Annotated in this window: 23 protein-coding genes and 1 riboswitch; of the genes, 18 read left to right on the forward strand and 5 right to left on the reverse strand. The window is 35.8% G+C overall.

The annotated features are described in order from the left end of the window. Positions 1-265: 265 nt before the first annotated feature. The 8 genes from SOP96_RS07395 (at position 266) to SOP96_RS07430 (ending at position 5,688) form a co-directional block, all read left to right on the forward strand. Positions 266-973 (forward strand): hypothetical protein, encoded by a 708-nt coding sequence (locus SOP96_RS07395; RefSeq protein ID WP_326320347.1) that lies wholly within the window; start codon positions 266-268, stop codon positions 971-973. A gap of 15 nt (positions 974-988) precedes the next feature. After that, on the forward strand, positions 989-1,537 hold the full coding sequence (locus SOP96_RS07400; RefSeq protein ID WP_326320348.1) for a DUF6705 family protein: 549 nt from the start codon (positions 989-991) through the stop codon (positions 1,535-1,537). A gap of 130 nt (positions 1,538-1,667) precedes the next feature. Beyond that, complete coding sequence (locus SOP96_RS07405; protein ID WP_326320349.1) at positions 1,668-2,030, forward strand: hypothetical protein; 363 nt, start codon at positions 1,668-1,670, stop codon at positions 2,028-2,030. Positions 2,031-2,632: 602 nt separating this feature from the next. Continuing rightward, the gene (locus tag SOP96_RS07410) at positions 2,633-3,223 is read left to right on the forward strand and encodes a DUF6705 family protein (RefSeq protein ID WP_066435282.1); all 591 of its coding nucleotides are present in this window, start codon (positions 2,633-2,635) and stop codon (positions 3,221-3,223) included. 2 nt (positions 3,224-3,225) lie between these two features. Beyond that, positions 3,226-3,840 carry a hypothetical protein gene (locus SOP96_RS07415; RefSeq protein ID WP_326320350.1) on the forward strand — a complete coding sequence of 205 codons (615 nt, stop codon included), beginning with the start codon at positions 3,226-3,228 and terminating at the stop codon, positions 3,838-3,840. 279 nt (positions 3,841-4,119) lie between these two features. Then, a complete protein-coding gene (locus SOP96_RS07420; RefSeq protein WP_326320351.1) occupies positions 4,120-4,860 on the forward strand; it encodes a hypothetical protein in 741 nt (246 codons plus the stop codon). A gap of 10 nt (positions 4,861-4,870) precedes the next feature. Beyond that, entirely contained in the window at positions 4,871-5,281 is a 411-nt protein-coding gene (locus tag SOP96_RS07425) for a hypothetical protein (protein ID WP_326320352.1), read from the forward strand. Beyond that, positions 5,281-5,688 (forward strand): hypothetical protein, encoded by a 408-nt coding sequence (locus SOP96_RS07430; RefSeq protein ID WP_326320353.1) that lies wholly within the window; start codon positions 5,281-5,283, stop codon positions 5,686-5,688. Before SOP96_RS07425 ends, SOP96_RS07430 begins: the two co-directional genes overlap by 1 nt. Before the next feature lie 71 nt (positions 5,689-5,759). Here the strand turns inward: SOP96_RS07430 and SOP96_RS07435 are convergent, their stop codons facing one another. Then, entirely contained in the window at positions 5,760-5,993 is a 234-nt protein-coding gene (locus SOP96_RS07435) for a hypothetical protein (RefSeq protein WP_326320354.1), read from the reverse strand. A 51-nt stretch (positions 5,994-6,044) separates the two neighbouring features. On the opposite strand from SOP96_RS07435, the gene SOP96_RS07440 reads away from it, so the two are divergent. The 3 genes from SOP96_RS07440 to lgt all read left to right on the forward strand — a co-directional run bounded on the left by SOP96_RS07440 (position 6,045) and on the right by lgt (position 7,936). Continuing rightward, a complete protein-coding gene (locus SOP96_RS07440; RefSeq protein ID WP_326320355.1) occupies positions 6,045-6,200 on the forward strand; it encodes a hypothetical protein in 156 nt (51 codons plus the stop codon). A gap of 188 nt (positions 6,201-6,388) precedes the next feature. Next, positions 6,389-6,634 (forward strand): membrane protein insertion efficiency factor YidD, encoded by a 246-nt coding sequence (yidD, locus tag SOP96_RS07445; RefSeq protein WP_326320356.1) that lies wholly within the window; start codon positions 6,389-6,391, stop codon positions 6,632-6,634. A 453-nt stretch (positions 6,635-7,087) separates the two neighbouring features. Next, positions 7,088-7,936 (forward strand): prolipoprotein diacylglyceryl transferase, encoded by an 849-nt coding sequence (lgt, locus tag SOP96_RS07450; RefSeq protein ID WP_326320367.1) that lies wholly within the window; start codon positions 7,088-7,090, stop codon positions 7,934-7,936. Between the two features lie 209 nt (positions 7,937-8,145). Here lgt and SOP96_RS07455 read toward each other — a convergent pair whose 3' ends face one another. After that, a complete protein-coding gene (locus SOP96_RS07455; protein WP_326320357.1) occupies positions 8,146-9,660 on the reverse strand; it encodes an NAD(P)H-hydrate dehydratase in 1,515 nt (504 codons plus the stop codon). A 204-nt stretch (positions 9,661-9,864) separates the two neighbouring features. Here SOP96_RS07455 and mscL point away from each other — a divergent pair, with 204 nt between their 5' ends. Then, positions 9,865-10,251: a large conductance mechanosensitive channel protein MscL gene (gene mscL, locus SOP96_RS07460; protein WP_326320358.1), complete on the forward strand. Its 387-nt coding sequence runs from the start codon at positions 9,865-9,867 to the stop codon at positions 10,249-10,251. Positions 10,252-10,300: 49 nt separating this feature from the next. On the opposite strand, the gene SOP96_RS07465 is transcribed toward mscL, so the two are convergent. Both SOP96_RS07465 and SOP96_RS07470 read right to left on the reverse strand, forming a co-directional pair. Then, a complete protein-coding gene (locus SOP96_RS07465; RefSeq protein WP_326320359.1) occupies positions 10,301-11,260 on the reverse strand; it encodes a D-2-hydroxyacid dehydrogenase in 960 nt (319 codons plus the stop codon). Between the two features lie 40 nt (positions 11,261-11,300). Next, the gene (locus SOP96_RS07470; RefSeq protein ID WP_029294086.1) at positions 11,301-11,711 is read right to left on the reverse strand and encodes an LNS2 domain-containing protein; all 411 of its coding nucleotides are present in this window, start codon (positions 11,709-11,711) and stop codon (positions 11,301-11,303) included. Between the two features lie 243 nt (positions 11,712-11,954). Here SOP96_RS07470 and idi point away from each other — a divergent pair, with 243 nt between their 5' ends. Genes idi through gcvT form a run of 3 tightly spaced genes read left to right on the forward strand, consistent with a single transcriptional unit; the run spans position 11,955 to position 14,035 of the window. Then, positions 11,955-12,470, forward strand: a complete 516-nt coding sequence (gene idi / locus SOP96_RS07475; protein WP_326320360.1) for an isopentenyl-diphosphate Delta-isomerase — start codon at positions 11,955-11,957, stop codon at positions 12,468-12,470. Then, a complete protein-coding gene (locus SOP96_RS07480) occupies positions 12,467-12,943 on the forward strand; it encodes a hypothetical protein (RefSeq protein ID WP_326320361.1) in 477 nt (158 codons plus the stop codon). The genes idi and SOP96_RS07480 overlap by 4 nt, the downstream gene beginning before the upstream one ends. Before the next feature lie 15 nt (positions 12,944-12,958). Further along, positions 12,959-14,035 (forward strand): glycine cleavage system aminomethyltransferase GcvT, encoded by a 1,077-nt coding sequence (gene gcvT / locus SOP96_RS07485; RefSeq protein ID WP_326320362.1) that lies wholly within the window; start codon positions 12,959-12,961, stop codon positions 14,033-14,035. Positions 14,036-14,352: 317 nt separating this feature from the next. On the opposite strand, the gene SOP96_RS07490 is transcribed toward gcvT, so the two are convergent. Beyond that, positions 14,353-14,697, reverse strand: a complete 345-nt coding sequence (locus tag SOP96_RS07490; protein WP_326320363.1) for an arsenate reductase family protein — start codon at positions 14,695-14,697, stop codon at positions 14,353-14,355. A 110-nt stretch (positions 14,698-14,807) separates the two neighbouring features. Here SOP96_RS07490 and SOP96_RS07495 point away from each other — a divergent pair, with 110 nt between their 5' ends. From SOP96_RS07495 to SOP96_RS07505, 3 genes are all read left to right on the forward strand, one after another. Further along, positions 14,808-15,275, forward strand: a complete 468-nt coding sequence (locus tag SOP96_RS07495; protein ID WP_326320364.1) for an acyl-CoA thioesterase — start codon at positions 14,808-14,810, stop codon at positions 15,273-15,275. Continuing rightward, positions 15,275-16,147 (forward strand): sugar phosphate isomerase/epimerase family protein, encoded by an 873-nt coding sequence (locus tag SOP96_RS07500; RefSeq protein WP_326320365.1) that lies wholly within the window; start codon positions 15,275-15,277, stop codon positions 16,145-16,147. The genes SOP96_RS07495 and SOP96_RS07500 overlap by 1 nt, the downstream gene beginning before the upstream one ends. A 13-nt stretch (positions 16,148-16,160) precedes the next feature. Beyond that, a riboswitch (Fluoride riboswitch) is annotated at positions 16,161-16,228 on the forward strand. Positions 16,229-16,260: 32 nt separating this feature from the next. Further along, positions 16,261-17,568, forward strand: coding sequence for a voltage-gated chloride channel family protein (locus tag SOP96_RS07505; protein ID WP_326320366.1), 1,308 nt, complete (start codon positions 16,261-16,263; stop codon positions 17,566-17,568). Positions 17,569-17,913: the final 345 nt, after the last annotated feature.

A 17,913-nucleotide genomic window follows, 5' to 3' on the forward strand; every position in this document is an offset into this window, starting at 1 on the left:
TGTCCAATTCTATGAAAATGAAACTTACCAAGCAATAGATAAAATGATGGATAAGTATATTTTAAGTCTGTTGTTTTCTATTGTTTTTTCAATAACTTTAGTTAGGAAGCAACATTTGGGTATATTGCTTTAGAAAATTCAAACTCAATTGTAATACGGTCTCATTAAAATTGAAAGCATTAAGTCTCCGGGGATTAATGCATATAACAGTACAGATTTCTGCCAACCCTACAGATCCCAATACCATAAAGGAGCGCAGGAAGAATTGGGAGGTACCCCTACGCTGCCGAATCTGGGTGGGAATCCGAAGGTACAGACACCTTGTGAGAAGATAAAAAATAAATTTGCGGATACAAACTTTAAAGCAAAAGTTACGGCTATTGATAAACCTGAAACATTTAGTTTAGATCATGAAAAGGGTTTTGCGGCAAAATATACCTCCAGTACTTCGGTATCAAATGCAGAATATACTCCTACAGCACTCTCCAGTGATGGTCATACCATGAAGTTTCCGAGTGGTACACAATATTTTGGATATATTCATTCACATGTAGATTTTGTTGATGGCAATTCCACCATCAAGATATTTTCCCCTTATGATGTGGCCACATTTTTGACGAGTTGTATTATGAATGCCAAGGCACATGGTAATATAAGAGATGCCTATGCTATGATAATAACTTCCGAAGGAAATTATATGCTGCAATATACATTGCCTGATGATAACTATCCCCTCACCAATGATATTGTAAAAAATAAATGGAATCCTTGGTATAAAAAAGAAATGCAAGCAATACAAAATGATGATGGTACTTTTGACCAGGCAGAAGTTGAAAGAGTTTTTTTAAGATTCTTGACTGAAAAAGTAAATATTCCCGGGATAGAAATCTATAAAATAGATAAAGGAACGGGAAAAGCTAAAAAATTAGATTTAGATAATAATGGAAATGTAATAGATACTCCATGCCCATAAAATAAATAAAATATTATGAAAAAATTATTCTTTTTATTATCAATACACTTAATGGTATTAAGTTGTGCCCAAATCTATCCATTAAATACATATACAGCAGTACCGAGTAATTCTTATATTAAAGATATAAATAATGAACTTGTCCCGTATGAAGGAACATGGAAAGGAACATGGAATAGCAAAACGATTTATATTTATTTTAAAAGAATTAAAAAGCTTCAAGATCACTTAAACAATAATTCTTATTATAAAGATGTATTGGTAGGGAAACTTAAAATAGTAGATGCTAATGGATTGATTTTGTTTGATGACAGTCAATTGCCAGATAATGAGACTAAAATTGAAGGGATTCGTTTCTTTACTATTCCAAATAAAAAGTACTCACTGCTATATATGGATTCAGATCCTTGTGGTATAACAGGAGATATTTATATTAATTTTATAGATTCTACCGAGACGAAATTAAATTGGAAGTTTATAGATACTACAGAGTTTCTTTCCGGTACTTGTTTAAATCCATATACTCAAATTCTTCCAAATGAAATTTTACTTTTAAAACAATAAAAAAACTGCAATGGAGCTATTCTCAGGATGAAAATTTTATAGAGCCTGATTGTTTTTATTACAGTTATGCTCCTCAGGATTATCCGCAGCCATTGCCTAATAATATTGTACTGACAAAACAATAGTAATTATGATAAAAAAAATATTTATACTTCTAACTCTAGTATCATTTTGCAATATTTTTTCACAAAAAATTACCAAATTAGAATTCCATCATTCAAATGTTATTATTCCTTTTAGTTCTATAAATATTCTTTTTGAGCCTATTAAAAATAATAAAAAAGGAAAGATAAGGGTTAAGGTAAAAATGAATAGGGATGAAGAATATCATTTAAGAATTTCTAAAGAAAAATTTGTGAATATTTATAATGCTTGTTCTAAAATTAAATATGACACTGTTGCTGTTAAAGGTTATTTCCTAGACCCCTCATCTACAGATATTACTCTAACAGATAGTTTAGGAAATAAAAAAATTTTTACGCAGATGGTTTGAGTAGAAGATCACAAAAAGATAAACAGCAGAGTGACTTTTGGTATGCCACAACATTAATTGTAAAAGCAGCAAGATTGGAAATGGAAGATTTAATAGATTATAGATAAGTGAAACTGTATTCTCTGAATCAAAATTTATAAAACCTGATTATTTTTAATTATGCACCACAAGATTATCCACAGCCATTACCAAAAAATATTGTTTTGACAAAACAATAAAATAAACCTCCTTTTTTGGAGGTTTTAGTTATAAAACTCAAATTATGAAAATGATATTTTTAATGCTCATTTCCTTTATTGCAATTTCGTGTAACGCCCAAACTATTTCGTTAGAAGAAGCTGCACAATGTATGATAACTCCTAATTGTCCTGATTTCAGTTACAAAAGACATCAATAATTCTCTTGCTAAATATGTAGGAACCTGGAAGGGCATCTATAACGGAAAAGTTAATGAGTTGAAGTTTAATAAAAGTCTATATATCAAGACTTCACAGGCTTTAAAGAGATATAAAGGAAACCAATGGAAAAAGCTATTGCAAAATCCAGACGGAACTATACAAAAGATACCGTGCCCTCAACCTTAATTTTTTAAATCAATACTTATGAAAAAAATATTTTTATTATCAACGATTATATTTTTGTCTGTGCAATGTAAAGCACAAAATCATATCATAAATTCCACAGACTGTGATTCTAATTTCGATCGTAGTTCAGGAGATTATTATGAAAAAGATATTAATAATATTATGAATAAATACACAGGGACATGGAAATGGACTAGTGGAAACAGAGAATTTATTTTGACACTAATAAAACAAGTAAAACATCATTTCAATCAATATGGAAACGATAATTATTATCAAGACAGATTGGTGGGTTATTATCAATATAAGGAAAACGGAATAATAATAGCCGATACTTCTTCTGATGATTTATCTAAAGATTATGGTGTAAAAGTTCAGTTTACCTTAGATTGCTACTCTCAAATATCATCTATCCGTTTTGAAGACTACAAAAAATACAAAAGTTTTGAAGTGATTCTGGAAAGTCTCACTCCTACCCAAATCAAGATGAATATGTATGAAAGAGAACACGTTATCACAATCAATAAACATACAGGAGTAAGAAATCCCCCTAATGATCCGCAAGGGGGGAGTACTTTCCCGATGGAGATGATACTTACCAAGCAGTAATTATGAAAACGTATTATTTTATCTTATTCTTTATTTTTAATAATGTCTTTTCACAAGAAAATGATAATCCCCTTTATTTTATTGGTGAAAAAATAGAAGAGCACCATAGGCCATATACTTCCACTTATACTCCTGCTGAAAGGAAAGATTGTGTAGAAAACGAAGAAGATGAAAGATGTTATCCTAGAATTACAAAACCATACTGTAGAGGTGGAGGAGAATATTACTCTAAATATAGAATAATAAAAATATTGAAAGGGAGATATATTAAAGACACAATTGAATTTTCTTCTGAATATTGTAATGAGTTTGGATATAGGCAACCTCTGAAAGAAAAATATGCTATAATTGGTATTATAAACGATAAAGATGGATGGAAACAGAATTATATAGAAAAAGTCTATTATAAAAGTTCAAAATGGATTTTGCCTTACAAAACTTCATATCCTTTCATTGATTACAAGTTAACACAACCTCAAAAATTAAAAAACTCTCAAAGAATAAACTTGAATAAATCTAAAGAATATTATGAAACCTTACTCATTAGAGAATATAATTTACCTTATTATGAGGAAAAAAGAAAATGTGCTATAGCAGTTTATGGTATTGTATTATAAATTTTTACAGCCCTTTTCCAATTCTATGAAAATGAAACTTACCAAGCAATAGATAAAATGATGGATAAGTATATTTTAAGTCTGTTGTTTTCTATTGTTTTTTCAATAACTTTAGTTAGGAAGCAACATTTGGGTATATTGCTTTAGAAAATTCAAACTCAATTGTAATACGGTCTCATTAAAATTGAAAGCATTAAGTCTCCGGGGATTAATGCATATAACAGTACAGATTTCTGCCAACCCTACAGATCCCAATACCATAAAGGAGCGCAGGAAGAATTGGGAGGTACCCCTACGCTGCCGAATCTGGGATTACCTCCAAACAATCCTTGTGAAAAAGCTAACCAAGCGAATATAAAAGCAAAAGAACTCTTAAATCAGGTAAAAATTAATGCGGCTATTACAACAGCAGGAGCTACAGTAGCAGCAGACCCTTTTGAAAAAGGCTTCAATTTTGGGACAAAAGATGATGGAAGTTATACCACCGGCGATATAAAGGTAGGAACGGAATCAGGCATTAATTTGCCTCCTACGGATTACGAATTTACCGTTACGGGATCTTTGCATACCCATAATGGGGATGCCTATGAATGTTTTTCGCCTAATGATTTTTATATTTTCCAGACTGCTAATAAATATAATGCTAACTTTAGCACTGCATTTGTATTAGGCTCTTCCGGCGGTATGTATAATGTATTTATTACAGATCTCACGAAGTTTAAAAATTTTAAGAATAATTATCCAAAAGCGGATTATATCGATGGGGCAGCCTGGAAAGAAGGAAGTTCTATACAAGTTGATTTTCAGAATGTGCGAAAGAAATTTGAAAAACAAGGCAAAACAGAAGATGAGGCTTTCGCATTGGCTCAGGCATTTGTATTAAAAAAATATGATACGGGAATGGCAGTTAGCAAAAAGCAACCCAATGGAAGTTTTAAAACTCTATTTGTAAATGAACATATTGATCCAAATGATCCAAATGAAACGACTTATGAGCAAACAGACAATTGCAATCTTTAAAAAATTAACTATGAAAAATATATTTAAACTATTCAGTATTTTATTATTGCTTGTACTTAGCTGTAAAACCTATGCTCAATTAGATACACTAAGTTATATAAAGCAATTTGAGATTAATAAATCTCAATATATAAACAAACCATTCTCTTATTTACTAACTCAAATGACACAACTTCAACCCAAATCCCATTGGGCAGATTCTTTCCCCCAAAATAAGAAGATTGTGAAGGCATCTATATTTAATTTTTGTGAAATGGATTATAGTTTTAAAAATGCTGTTACTTTACACATAATATGGCAAGATAGCTTTCCTAAATCTGAAGTGAAATATTATCAAAACAAAAATGGTTTTTATTTCACAAACGAAGAAAAAGCATTTTATGGCAATAAAATAGTGAAGGATATAATGGTTTATAAGTGATGAAGAATGTATTCAAAATAATTATTGCATTACTAATTACTTTTAGCTTTAAAGTTAATGCACAATTTGATACTTTAAGTTATATAAAACAATTTGAGATTAATAAAGACCAATATATAAACAAACCTTTTTCTTATTTATTAGGTCAAATGACACAGTTACAACCTAAGTCTCATTGGGCAGACTCTCCATTTATAAATAAAAAAATAGTAGAATCTTCTCGCTTTAAATTTTGCGAAATGGATTATAGTTTTAAGAATGCTGTAACTTTACACATAATATGGCAGGATAGTTTTCCTAAATCTGATGTGAAATATTATCAAAACAAAAATAGTTTTTACTTCACAAACGAAGAGAAAGCATTTTATGGCAATAAAATAGTGAAGGATATAATAGTTTACAAGTAATGAAGAATATATCCTGTATGTTACTATAAAACAAGCTCTTATTATACCTCTTGTAGCGACAACGCTCATCATCATGGAGAAGCGTCTGATGAGAATGGTGGGCCTTGTCTGGCTGAGACACAATCAGTATTGGTGATTACCGTAACCCGTGTATACGAGATGGTGGGCGGCGAAGGTACCGGGTAAGGCGTTCCTCCCTGAGTTACCAGTCCCCAGGGAGGAGGAACAGGAGGCGGAACAACAGAACCGGGTGGCAGTAAAGGATCTATCAATACTTCCCAGCCATGTGACGGAAGCGGCATCATTTCGCAACCAGTATTCGCATAACCATAAGAATACAGAATAATTTAGAAAAAATGGAAATTTTAAAATATACTGATGAGAACTCGAAGAGAGCTATTGAAGATGTTTTCAACCTGAAAGAACTTAGTACATGGAAATTTGCTGAAATTTATGGTATTGCTGTAAGAGAACAGTTTGAACTCAGTATTTTTATAGAAAATAAAAGATAAACAATAAGCTGCCTCAAATGAAGGCAGCTTTATTATTACAATAATACGATCTTTGATTCTTTCTCATTTATCTAAACCCATAAATTGACCAACACCAAAATATCTCCGACGAACATCCTTCTGCCCTGCCGAAACTTCCGGTATATATTCAACCAACTTCCAATTTTTTACGCTATTTTTGCAATGTTTTGAAACGTACAGCCAACAAGATCATCACCTTTCCTCTGGTAATCCTTATTAAGTTTTACCAATGGTTTATTTCGCCGCTGCTTCCGAAAAACTGCAGGTATGAGCCTACCTGTTCGCATTATATGGTAAAAGCATTGCAGGTGCACGGTCCGCTGAAAGGGTTCTGGCTGGGTATCAAAAGAATTTCAAGATGCCACCCTTGGGGAGGAAGCGGCTATGATTCTGTTCCACCCAAGAAAAAGTAAAATTTAAATAAAACAAACTATAAAAAAATAGAAATGAGCAATATTTTTTTCAGAATGTATCTCGTTATTTTTGCGTTCATTACCCAGTGTGCATTTGCGCAGAATTATCCGGACGGAATGTCGGAAGGAACTTTAAAAATCAACGCAGCCAGTGTACCCGTAAAAATTTACAGTACCACGGAACTGGCGGATCTCAACGTTTTCCCGGATAGAAAGGTAGACGGAAATGTGCTGATAATCCTGAACGAATCCAATGTAGAACCCGCTGCTTTTAATTTCAGCGCTCTTACGCTGGATAAACTTAAAAATGAAAAATACCAGCTTTTAGACAAAAACTTCAGGCTTATAGAAACGCCTGCCACTAAAGAAAATATTGGAGCTTTCAAATATGCCGTAAAATCAAATAAACCTATTTCTTCTTCAGATCAGGTAAGTCTTGAAACTCCTTTTAAGATCTGGGATCCGTCGAAAGGAATTGTATTGGGGCCTATTACGCTTCACTTTTACAGCTTGATGTTCATTTTTGCATTCGGTTTCGGCTATATTTTAATGAACAGGATATTTAAAATTGACAATGTTAACCAAAAATACCTTGAGCCTTTATTCACGTGGACTTTGATAGGGACTATTCTGGGAGCACGCCTGGGACACGTGATCTTCTATCAGCCGGAACTGTTTAAAGAAGATTTCTGGAGTGTATTTTTACCAATCAGCACTAAAAACGGACTTAAATTTACCGGTTTTTCAGGGCTTGCAAGTCATGGTGCAACCATCGCATTGATTTTCACCACCCTTTACTATTCATTTAAAATTATTAAGAAAAACCCTTTCTGGGTATATGACAGACTGGGAATTGTGGTAGCTCTGGGCGGTGCATTTGTAAGGCTTGGAAATTTCTTCAATTCTGAAATTATCGGGAAACCAGTTGATCCCAATTCACCTTTTGCTTTGCTTTTCCCGCAGCAAAGCAGCGAATATGGCGTAACGATTCCTCGTTATCCATCACAGCTTTTTGAAGCATTCGGTTATTTGTGCCTGTTTGTCCTGTTATGGATTTTGTACAGAAAGACTAACAAAAAATATCAGCAGGGATGGCTGTTCGGGTTATTTTTCATCATTCTTTGGGCAATAAGATTCTTTGTGGAATTCCTTAAAGAGCCGCAGGGAGATGAATTTATCCAGTTCGGAGGGCTGAATACCGGCCAGGTATTATCCATTCCTTTCATGATTGCCGGCGTTGTAATCATGATCGTTTCTAAAAAGTTCAGAATTACGCAGGCTGAGAACGAAAAGCCTGAATAATTTTTAGAATAACCACAGAATATCATAAAAGCAAGTCATGAAGGCTTGCTTTTTTATTTCCGGCTATCTTATTGATTAAGATTATCAGTTTTTTTTTGTCTTAAAACAAAAAGTTCAATACTGGGCCTGAACACATTTGGTTTTTATTTACTGTAAATCAGTTAACTGCTTTCAATCTATCATCTATCCGTCCATTATCAAAACTTCTCTTACAAAAGCTTCCGAACTTTTGTATTTAATTCAGAAAAGACGTTTCCAAATTCATTAATTACATCAGAAGGAAGCATTGACTCTTTGGAGTGTTTTTCCGAAGCAAATTCGGCCGCTCTCCCATGGAACCAAACGCCTAAAATTGCGGCTTCCAGTTCGCTATACTGCTGTGCCAGGAATGAAGTGATAATTCCGGTAAGGATATCGCCGCTTCCGCCTTTTGCCAGCCCGGAATTGCCTGTAATATTATAAAAGACCTTACCTTCCGGAGTGATAATCTGGGTATGATGATCTTTTAAAACAATATAAATATTGAGTTCACGGCTTTTGCTTTTAGCCAGCTCCGTTCTTTCAAAAGAGTTTCCCGTTTTTCCGAACAGTCTTTCAAATTCTTTAGGATGTGGTGTGATAATCGACTTCTCAGGGATTAAATTTAAATGATCAGGATTTTGAGCAATAATATTTAAAGCATCTGCATCAAGAATCAATGGTTTAGAATAGCTCTTCAAAAATTTTAAAAGACTTTCTGCCGTTTTTTCGTGAGTTCCCAAGCCGGGCCCTATTCCGCAAACGGTTTCTTCATCAAGGTCGAAACTTTCGATAAAATCTTTTCCGCCTTCAATAAACATAGCTTCAGGGTCAGAAATCTGCAAAATTTCATAGCCGCATTTCGGACTCAGCGTAAAGGTGAGTCCTGCACCAGCTTTCAGGGCAGCTCTGGTAGAAAGTACTGCCGCTCCCATTTTTCCGTAGCTTCCGCCAACAATGGCTGCTTTGCCGAATGTTCCTTTATGTGAAAATTCATTTCTTATTTTAAAAATGGTTTTAATAACTTCATCATCAATGACAAAATCTTCGGTTTCCGTTTCTTCAATATAATCCTGACTTAAATGAATATCTAACACATGAACTTTCCCCGCGAATTTCCCGGTTTCAGCATGGAGAAAAGATTTTTTCCAGAACTGGAAGGTAAGCGTATAATCTGCCCTAAAAACCACAGAATCAAAGTCCGAAACAGCATCAGCCATAAGGCCGGAAGGTAGATCAATGGATATTTTTATATTTTTTTTCCGGTTTAAGAACTCTACAAGATCTTTTATCTCACCATCTAAATTTCTAGAGAGACCTGTCCCGAAAAGCGCATCAATAATGACAGTCCGGCTGTCGAAACGGTAGGGCGATGATTCTTTAAATTCCCTGATGCTAATTCCTGAAATCTCTTTGATATGTCTGAAATTTTCCTGAGCGTCCGGAGAAAATTTAGCTTTTGTATTGGCGAATACATCTACGTCGAAACCTTTTTGATAAAGCATTCTGGCAATGGCAAAACCATCTCCTCCATTATTTCCGCTTCCGCAGAAAACAGCAAAATTCCGGTGATGATTACAGTTTTCGGAGATCCATTCCACGCAGGTTTCTGCTGCTCTTTCCATGAGTTGTACAGAAGATACCGGCTCATTTTTTATGGTATACTGATCGCAGTTGCGGATCTGCTCTGCTGTAAAAATTTTCATAAATTGATATTTAATAGTGTGTTATCAGCAATTTACAAAAAAGTAATTTTAAAAGATACAGGCAACGGAAAATTTATATTAATATATTACCTTAATAAATATAAATCTCCATATATTATTAATTAAACCATCTATTTAAATTAAAATAATTACATATTTTTTTGTAATTTAACCTTAATTTAGATAACATTAAAAAATATAAATATGGGATTTGCTAAAGAATTTAAAGAATTTGCGTTCAAAGGGAACGTTCTTGATCTGGCAGTGGGGGTTATTATCGGTGCTGCATTCAGTGCCATTGTGAAGTCGTTTGTAGATGACATTATTACACCACTTCTTCTGAATCCGGCCCTGGAAAGAGCGAATGTAAAAAATATTGCAGAACTTTCATGGAATGGCGTAAAATATGGTAACTTTCTGTCTTCGGTGATCAGCTTCCTTATTGTTGCCTTTGTTTTGTTCCTTCTTATCAAAGGCGTAAACAGTCTTAATAAAAAACCGGAAACGGCACCTCCCCCACCAGTACTTACGGAAGACCAGAAATTGCTGACAGAAATCAGAGATTTGTTGAAAACTAAAAACAATATATAATGAAAAAGCACTTCGCAATGAAGTGCTTTGCTTTTTTTTTTTTGAATAATTACTGAATCTGTAAAATGCTGGATATCTGCTCTGCCAGCGAAAGCCCGATCCTGTCCTGAGCTTCCAATGTCGAAGCACCGGTATGCGGTGTCATGGAAATTTTCGGATGGTTCAGGATTTCTTTAGAAGGCGTAGGCTCGTTGATGAATACATCAAGCCCGGCAAACTTCACTTTTCCGGAATTTAAAGCTTCAATCAGAGCTGTTTCATCAATAACACCACCTCTTGAGCAGTTTACGATAGCAACACCGTCTTTCATCATTTTAAATTCATTTTTACCGATCATGTACCCGTCTTTTTGCGCCGGTACGTGAAGCGTTATAAAATCCGAATGTTTAAGAACATCCTGAAGCGGTTCGGTTTCGATATCAACATTAATGAACTGTTTATTGTAAAAGGTTACTTTAATGCTTGCCTTTCCTACGTTGCTGTCTGCTGCTACCACTCTCATGCCGAGGCCTAAAGCAATCTTAGCAACTTCCTGCCCGATTCTTCCCATTCCTACGATACCGATTGTTTTTCCTTTCAATTCGATGCCGGCTGCATATGATTTTTTCAGGGCTGCAAATTCGGAATCACCTATCAAAGGCATTTTCCTGTTGGAATCCTGCAAAAACCTTGCTCCGGAAAACAAATGGGCAAAAACCAGCTCTGCCACCGATTCTGAAGAAGCAGAAGGCGTATTGATGACATGAATTCCTTTTTCTCTTGCATAGTCCACATCAATATTATCCATTCCTACTCCTCCTCTCCCGATGATTTCGAGAGACGGGCAATTGTCAATAATATCTTTTCTTACCTGTGTTGCACTGCGCACCAACAGGGTACGGATTTTATGTTCATTAATATAATCTGCCAAAAATTCCTGGGGAACTTTTGTGGTAATTACTTCAAAACCTTTTTCAGCCAGTGCATCAATACCGGATTGATCCAGACCATCGTTTGCTAAAACTTTCATAAACTTTTTGTTAATCGTTTAATCTTTTGAATTAAAATTTTTATTCTCCGTCTTCTTTAAAAACTTCAATGGTAACCTGCTTTTCAACAAGATCGGTAAACTTACCTTTATATCGTGTCGCTCTTACCAGATGATTATCAATCCAGTGATAATTTCCTCCTCTAGGCTTTCCGCATAATACACTATGGTATTTGAACCCGTGCTTATCGAGCCAGTCGATGGTAATCTGTTTCAGATTTTCTGTTCTCGACGTGAAAAAACAAATCTGGTGGCCTTCGTCGTACCATTTATTAATAGTTTCGAGTGCGTCAGGAAAAGGTTCGCAGGTAACCATTCTTTCAGGCTCTTCGTTCGGGACGTCTTCTGTGATCGTTCCGTCAATATCAATAAGGTAGTTTTTTACACCGTCTTTCAGGATAGGGCTAATGTGGTCTTTGTACTCTAATTCCATCATAAAAAATTGAGTGGCAAAGTTACGTTTTTTACATTAATAAGCCCTCCGAAACTTAACAAATGTAATTTTTTCAAACTAAAATTTAATTTTTAGTTAATAATTTTTATTTTTTCTAATCTTTTTTATGATTTAGGTTAAAAATTTTCTTAATTGTGATGACGAAAATATTTACCGATTTCAGAATCATGATGTTTTACCAAAAATTTTCAAAATACATTTATTACACTTACATTTGTAGAAATGGAAGAATTCGTAGTTTTAGTAAACCCTGAAGATCAGGTTCTCGGTTTAATGGAAAAGCAGCAGGCACACATCAACAGCCTTCTGCACCGTGCTTTCTCTGTGTTTTTGTTCAACAGTAAAGGCGAAATGCTTTTACAGAAAAGAGCTTCCGGAAAATATCATTCACCCTTAAAGTGGACCAATGCAGTATGCTCTCATCCCAGAATTGAAGAAACCTACCTTGAAGGAGCCAAACGCCGCCTGAGGGAAGAGCTGGGGATTGAAGCCGAACTATCAGAAAAATTTAGTTTTATTTATAAAGCAGATGTTGGAAACGGGCTTTGGGAACATGAACTTGACCACGTTTTCACAGGCATTTTCGAGGATGAATTTCACCTTAATACCAATGAAGTGGAAGAAGTAAGATATATCTCAATCGAAAATCTCGACAAAGAAATGTCTGAAAATCCTGAAGACTTCACAGAGTGGTTTAAGATTATCCTTGATGAATACAAACACCATTTTAATTCATGAAAAAATTTTTTTTCGGTTTCATTCTGTTTGCTGCGTCTTTGCTAACGGCTCAGGTAATTCCTACGGAAGTTTATGACAGAGACAACTACTCAATCGTGTATCCCCAAGGCTGGAAAGTCACCAATGACAGCGACATTGTCAATATTTTTCCACCAAGCCAGATCGGAGCCATTACCATTTCGGAATATCACGGCCTGAATTTGCCAAAATCAGAAATTAAAAAATTTATCCTGGCTCTTTACAAATCTTCCGACGACGAAAAAAAAGTAATCTCCAAGAGCAGCAAAAAAGGATATACCGAATATTTTTATGAGTACCTTGATGAAAAGGAAAAGCTGGTGTGGCTTACCAAAGTCTATCAGAAAGATAAAGATTTGTACCTGATTTCCATCAACTGCGGCCAGAAATACTGGAACGGTAATTTTATGAAGCTTTTCAATGAAGCTTTCGACAGTTTTAAAATAAAGAAATAGAAATAAAAATTAAATATGAAGAAAACAGCATTGTACGACAAGCACGTATCTTTAGGCGCTAAAATCGTACCTTTTGCAGGTTTTGAAATGCCTGTACAATATTCCGGAGTTACTGAAGAACACTTTGCCGTAAGAGAAAGGGCAGGCCTGTTCGATGTTTCCCATATGGGACAGTTTTTCATTGAGGGAGCAGGTTCCAAAGAGCTTTTACAATACGTTACTACCAACAATGTAGACGCTCTGGAAAACGGAAAAGCGCAGTATTCATGTCTTCCCAACGAAAACGGAGGAATTGTGGACGATCTTATCGTTTACAAAATGGAAGACGACAAATATTTTGTGGTTGTTAATGCTTCAAACATCGACAAAGACTGGGATCATATTTCCAAATACAATACTTTCGGAGCAAAAATGACCAATGCTTCAGATGAGATGTCATTGCTCGCCGTTCAGGGCCCGAAAGCTACCGAAATTCTTCAGAAATTAACGGAAACGAATCTTTCCGAAATTCCTTATTATCACTTTACCGTAGGTTCTGTTGCCGGGGTGGATGATGTTATCATCTCCAACACAGGGTATACCGGAAGCGGCGGCTTTGAAATTTATTTTAAGAATGAATCTGCCGTAACACTTTGGGATGCTATTATTGAAGCCGGTACAGATGAAGGCATTATTCCCTGCGGACTGGCTTCAAGAGATACTTTAAGGCTGGAAAAAGGATTCTGCCTGTACGGAAACGACATTGATGATACAACTTCCCCTATTGAAGCCGGCTTGGGGTGGATTACTAAATTTGATAAAGATTTCCTTTCCAAAGAAACGTTCGCCAAACAAAAAGAAGAAGGAGTTACCCGAAAACTGGTTGGTTTTGAGCTGACTGATAAAGGGGTTCCAAGGCACGACTATCCTGTTGTAGACGCAGAAGGCAACGTGATCGGAAAAGTAACTTCCGGAACACAATCTCCGATGAAAAAAGTAGGTTTAGGTCTTGCGTATGTTGATAAACCTCACTTCAAATTAGGTTCTGAAATCTTCATCCAAGTAAGAAACAAAAATATTCCTGCAAAAGTGGTGAAAGCGCCTTTTGTATAAATTGTTGACGCCACTTTGTCAAAGTTGAAAATCTTTGACAAAGTTTAAACATATCATAAAAACCTGCCTTGTTGCGGGTTTTATTTTCTTAGGAGCTTAATCCGGCTATCCACTCTATCTTTTTTTCGTGGGCGGGAGCTTCGCTCCCGCCCACGAAAAAAAGGATGCCGTTTCTATCCGGGCTAGAATTTGGTCAGTTAAATTCATATCCTCCACTTTTGAAAAGCAGCTGGAGGAGAGCTATTTCTTTACAACTATAAAAACCTAACAGGTTTTGAAAACCTGTTAGGTTTGAGTTTATGGAGACTTAATTTTAATTAAAAAAAAACTCTCAATGCCTCCAAATTCTTTTTATCATTTCCTATAAAAATTTCTTTATCTGTAAGAAAAACAGGACGTTTCAGAAAAGTGTAATGATCCAGCAACAGTTCTTTAAATTCCTCTTCTCCCAAAGACTTCAGATCCAGTTCTCTTAATTTAATCTGTGTCGACTTTTTACTGAACAAAGCTTCATAAGATTGCGTTTTCTTATACATTTCAGCCAGTTCTTCTTCGGTTATTGGTTCTTTTTTAATCTCGCGCAATTCCCAGCCGGACAAATCAAATTGTGCTAAAATCTTTCTGCAGGTATCACATGTATTGAGATAGAATACTTTTTTCATTGTATATTATTATAGGGGTTAAATAAAAAACAAAGTTTTTACCCTTCAAAAGTAATATTTAATCCAAGATTTTAAAAATTATAAATACCTTTATTCAAATTTTAAAACAGATGGAGAACAAGCCTATTACTTTTCAGTTTATTTCGGAACCTTCAGATGTTAATTACGGGGGAAATGTACATGGAGGAAGCGTGATGAAATGGATTGACCAGGCAGGATACGCATGCGCTACGACATGGAGCGGAAATTATTCGGTTACCGTTTACGTAGGCGGAATCCGGTTTTATGAACCGATAAAAATCGGGGAAATTGTAAAAGTAGAAGCACAGGTGATCTACACTGGTTCTTCAAGCATGCACATTGCCATCAATGTCTTTTCCAGAAACCTTAAGCAGCCAAATTTTGATAAAAAAACACACTGCATTATCGTTTTCGTAGCGGTTGATGAAAACGGAAAAAAACTTCCTGTCCCAAAATGGATTCCGGAAACAGATGAAGAAAAACGACAGGAGCAGTACGCCATACGGCTGATGCAGCTCCGAACTCAGATTGAAGATGAAATGAAACCCTTCCTGTAATGCATAGAAAAGACTTTATAAAACTTTCTTCGCTGGGATTTTTAGGCTTGTATTCCTGTGGAATTTTTCCATTAAAAAAAAGACAAAATACATGGGCTATCCAGTTATACACTGTACGTGATGCAATGGCAGCAAGTGCTGAGAAAACACTCGAAAGACTTGCTGCAATGGGTTTCAACGGACTTGAGATTTACGGCTACGACGGTACATTTTTTGGGAAAAACCGTAAAGAATTTCAACAAATTCTTAAAAACACCGGATTGCGGGTGATCAGTTCACACCACACGACAGGAATTATTAACAAAGGACAGGGAACTTTACTTGATAACTGGGAAAAATCCGTTGAAGACCTTCATTTTATCGGCTCAGAATACATGGTTTGCTCTTACCTCTTCCCGGAAGAACGAATGATTGAAAATTATAAAAAGCTTCCTGAACTGTTAGAAAATTCAGGGAAAATTACCAAAGAAGCCGGTATTGAGTTTGCGTATCATAATCATGATTTTGAATTTGAAAAGTTTGATGATACCCGAAATGTATATGATTTCATTTTGGAGAATTCTTCACCGGAGCTTGTTAAAATGGAGCTTGATCTGTACTGGATTTCAAAAGCAGGAATCGATCCCCTGCTCTATTTTGATAAATATCCGGGAAGGTTTCCGCTGTGGCATGTGAAAGACATGAAGGCCGGAACAAAAGATTTTACCGAAATAGGAAACGGAACGATCGATTTTGAGAGAATTTTTAAAGTAGGAAAGCAGGCAGGACTTCAATACTGGTTTCTGGAACAGGATTCCAGCGATAAGGATATTTTTGAAAGCATCAGAATCAGCAGTGAATTTCTTGCTAAAAACAGTTTCTTTTTAAAATAATTTTTATCTTTGCCTGATCAAAGGAAATGGTGTTCTTCCTTACCCAACCGCTTTTCAGAAGCTGATGACGCCTGATTAAAAAGATTATTAACAGTAATTTGATCAGGAAAATTATGTCTCAAAAACGCAGAACTTTTATTGATATCATACAGCTTTATCTTCGTTTATTGTCACGAAAATATCCGGCGCTATTATACATCACCAAATGGCTTTTCATCAGCTCGCTCATCGGAATAGTTGCAGGAACAGCTTCTGCGGGCTTTCTGGAATCATTGTCTTGGGCAACAGGTTTCAGGGAAAGCCATATCTGGCTGATTGCCTGTCTTCCGATTGCCGGACTGGCCGTTGGAATGCTGTATTACTATTTTGGAAAAGATGTGGAAGCTGGAAATAATCTTCTCATTGAAACCATCCACGAGTCTTCCCGAAAAACAATTCCTTTTAAAATGGCACCGTTCGTTTATCTTGGAACCGTTATCACGCATTTATTCGGAGGTTCGGCAGGACGTGAAGGGACAGCATTGCAGATGGCAGGAGCTATTTCAGACCAGTTTACAAAACTTCTAAAGCTGAATGAGCAGGATCGGAAAACACTTCTAATTTCGGCGATTGCGGCAGGGTTCGGTTCTGTATTCGGAACTCCATTGGCCGGAGCATTGTTCGGGCTGGAAGTTTTTCTGGTGGGTAAAATCCGCTACAACAGTATTTTCCCGGCTTTTGCTTCTGCTATTCTGGCAGATCAGGTTACCAGGTTGTGGAATGTTCATCATACGGAATATCATATCGGTTTTGTCCCGGAAACTGATTTCCAACCTTTTCTTTACGCTGTAATGGCAGGAATTGCTTTTGGGATCTGTGCTGCTGCTTTCAGCAGGATGCTGCATTATGGAAATTCTTTGTTTAAATCAAAATTCAGATATGCGCCTTTACGTCCTTTTGCAGGAGGAATTATTGTTGCCGCAGCTGTTTTTGCCATGGGAACAACACGTTACACCGGACTGGGAATTCCTGTAATTGAAGAAGCTCTCGGAAAACAGCTTCCTTTGTATGATTTTGCATTGAAAATATTGTTTACGGTTGTTACACTTTCAGCCGGATTTAAAGGTGGTGAAGTGACCCCTTTGTTTTTTATAGGGGCTACTTTGGGAAGTGCATTATCGTTATTTATTCCGCTTCCCTTCGGCTTGCTTGCCGGAATGGGATTTGTGGCTGTTTTTGCCGGAGCTACCAACACGCCTCTTGCCTGCACTTTGATGGGAATTGAACTCTTTGGTGCTGAATGCGGAGTATATGTTGCCATTGCATGCGTTATCTCTTATTTGTTTTCCGGAAACAACAGCATTTATACGAAACAGAAAATCGGGGAAGCTAAAAACAGCCGATTCGGACATTTTATCAATAAGAATTTTGAAGATTTATAACTGAACGATTGTTAAGAATGTTTACATTTTAATTGGCTTAAGATTAAGAAATTAAGCCCTCGCAAGCTTAAAACTTAATAGAATTAATGTTTTGATTCTTTATCTAATTTGCTGAAATTCCTACTATTACATTCAAGAACAAACAAAGTTATTTCATTTAGAGAATTAATAAAAATTTTCATTAAAATTTTTACAGACCCTAAGGTTACCAAAAATCTTTCGATTATTTTGTACTGATATTTCTATAAATGTCTGCAACCCTAGCCCCGATTGAAGCTTTGTTTGAGCTCATTTTGATGGTTTCGGGGGGGGGGGGGTTGCCGCSCCCCCCCAAACAAAAAAAAA

Origin of the sequence: Chryseobacterium salviniae, from assembly GCF_035819015.1 — a bacterium.
Lineage (GTDB): Bacteria > Bacteroidota > Bacteroidia > Flavobacteriales > Weeksellaceae > Chryseobacterium > Chryseobacterium salviniae.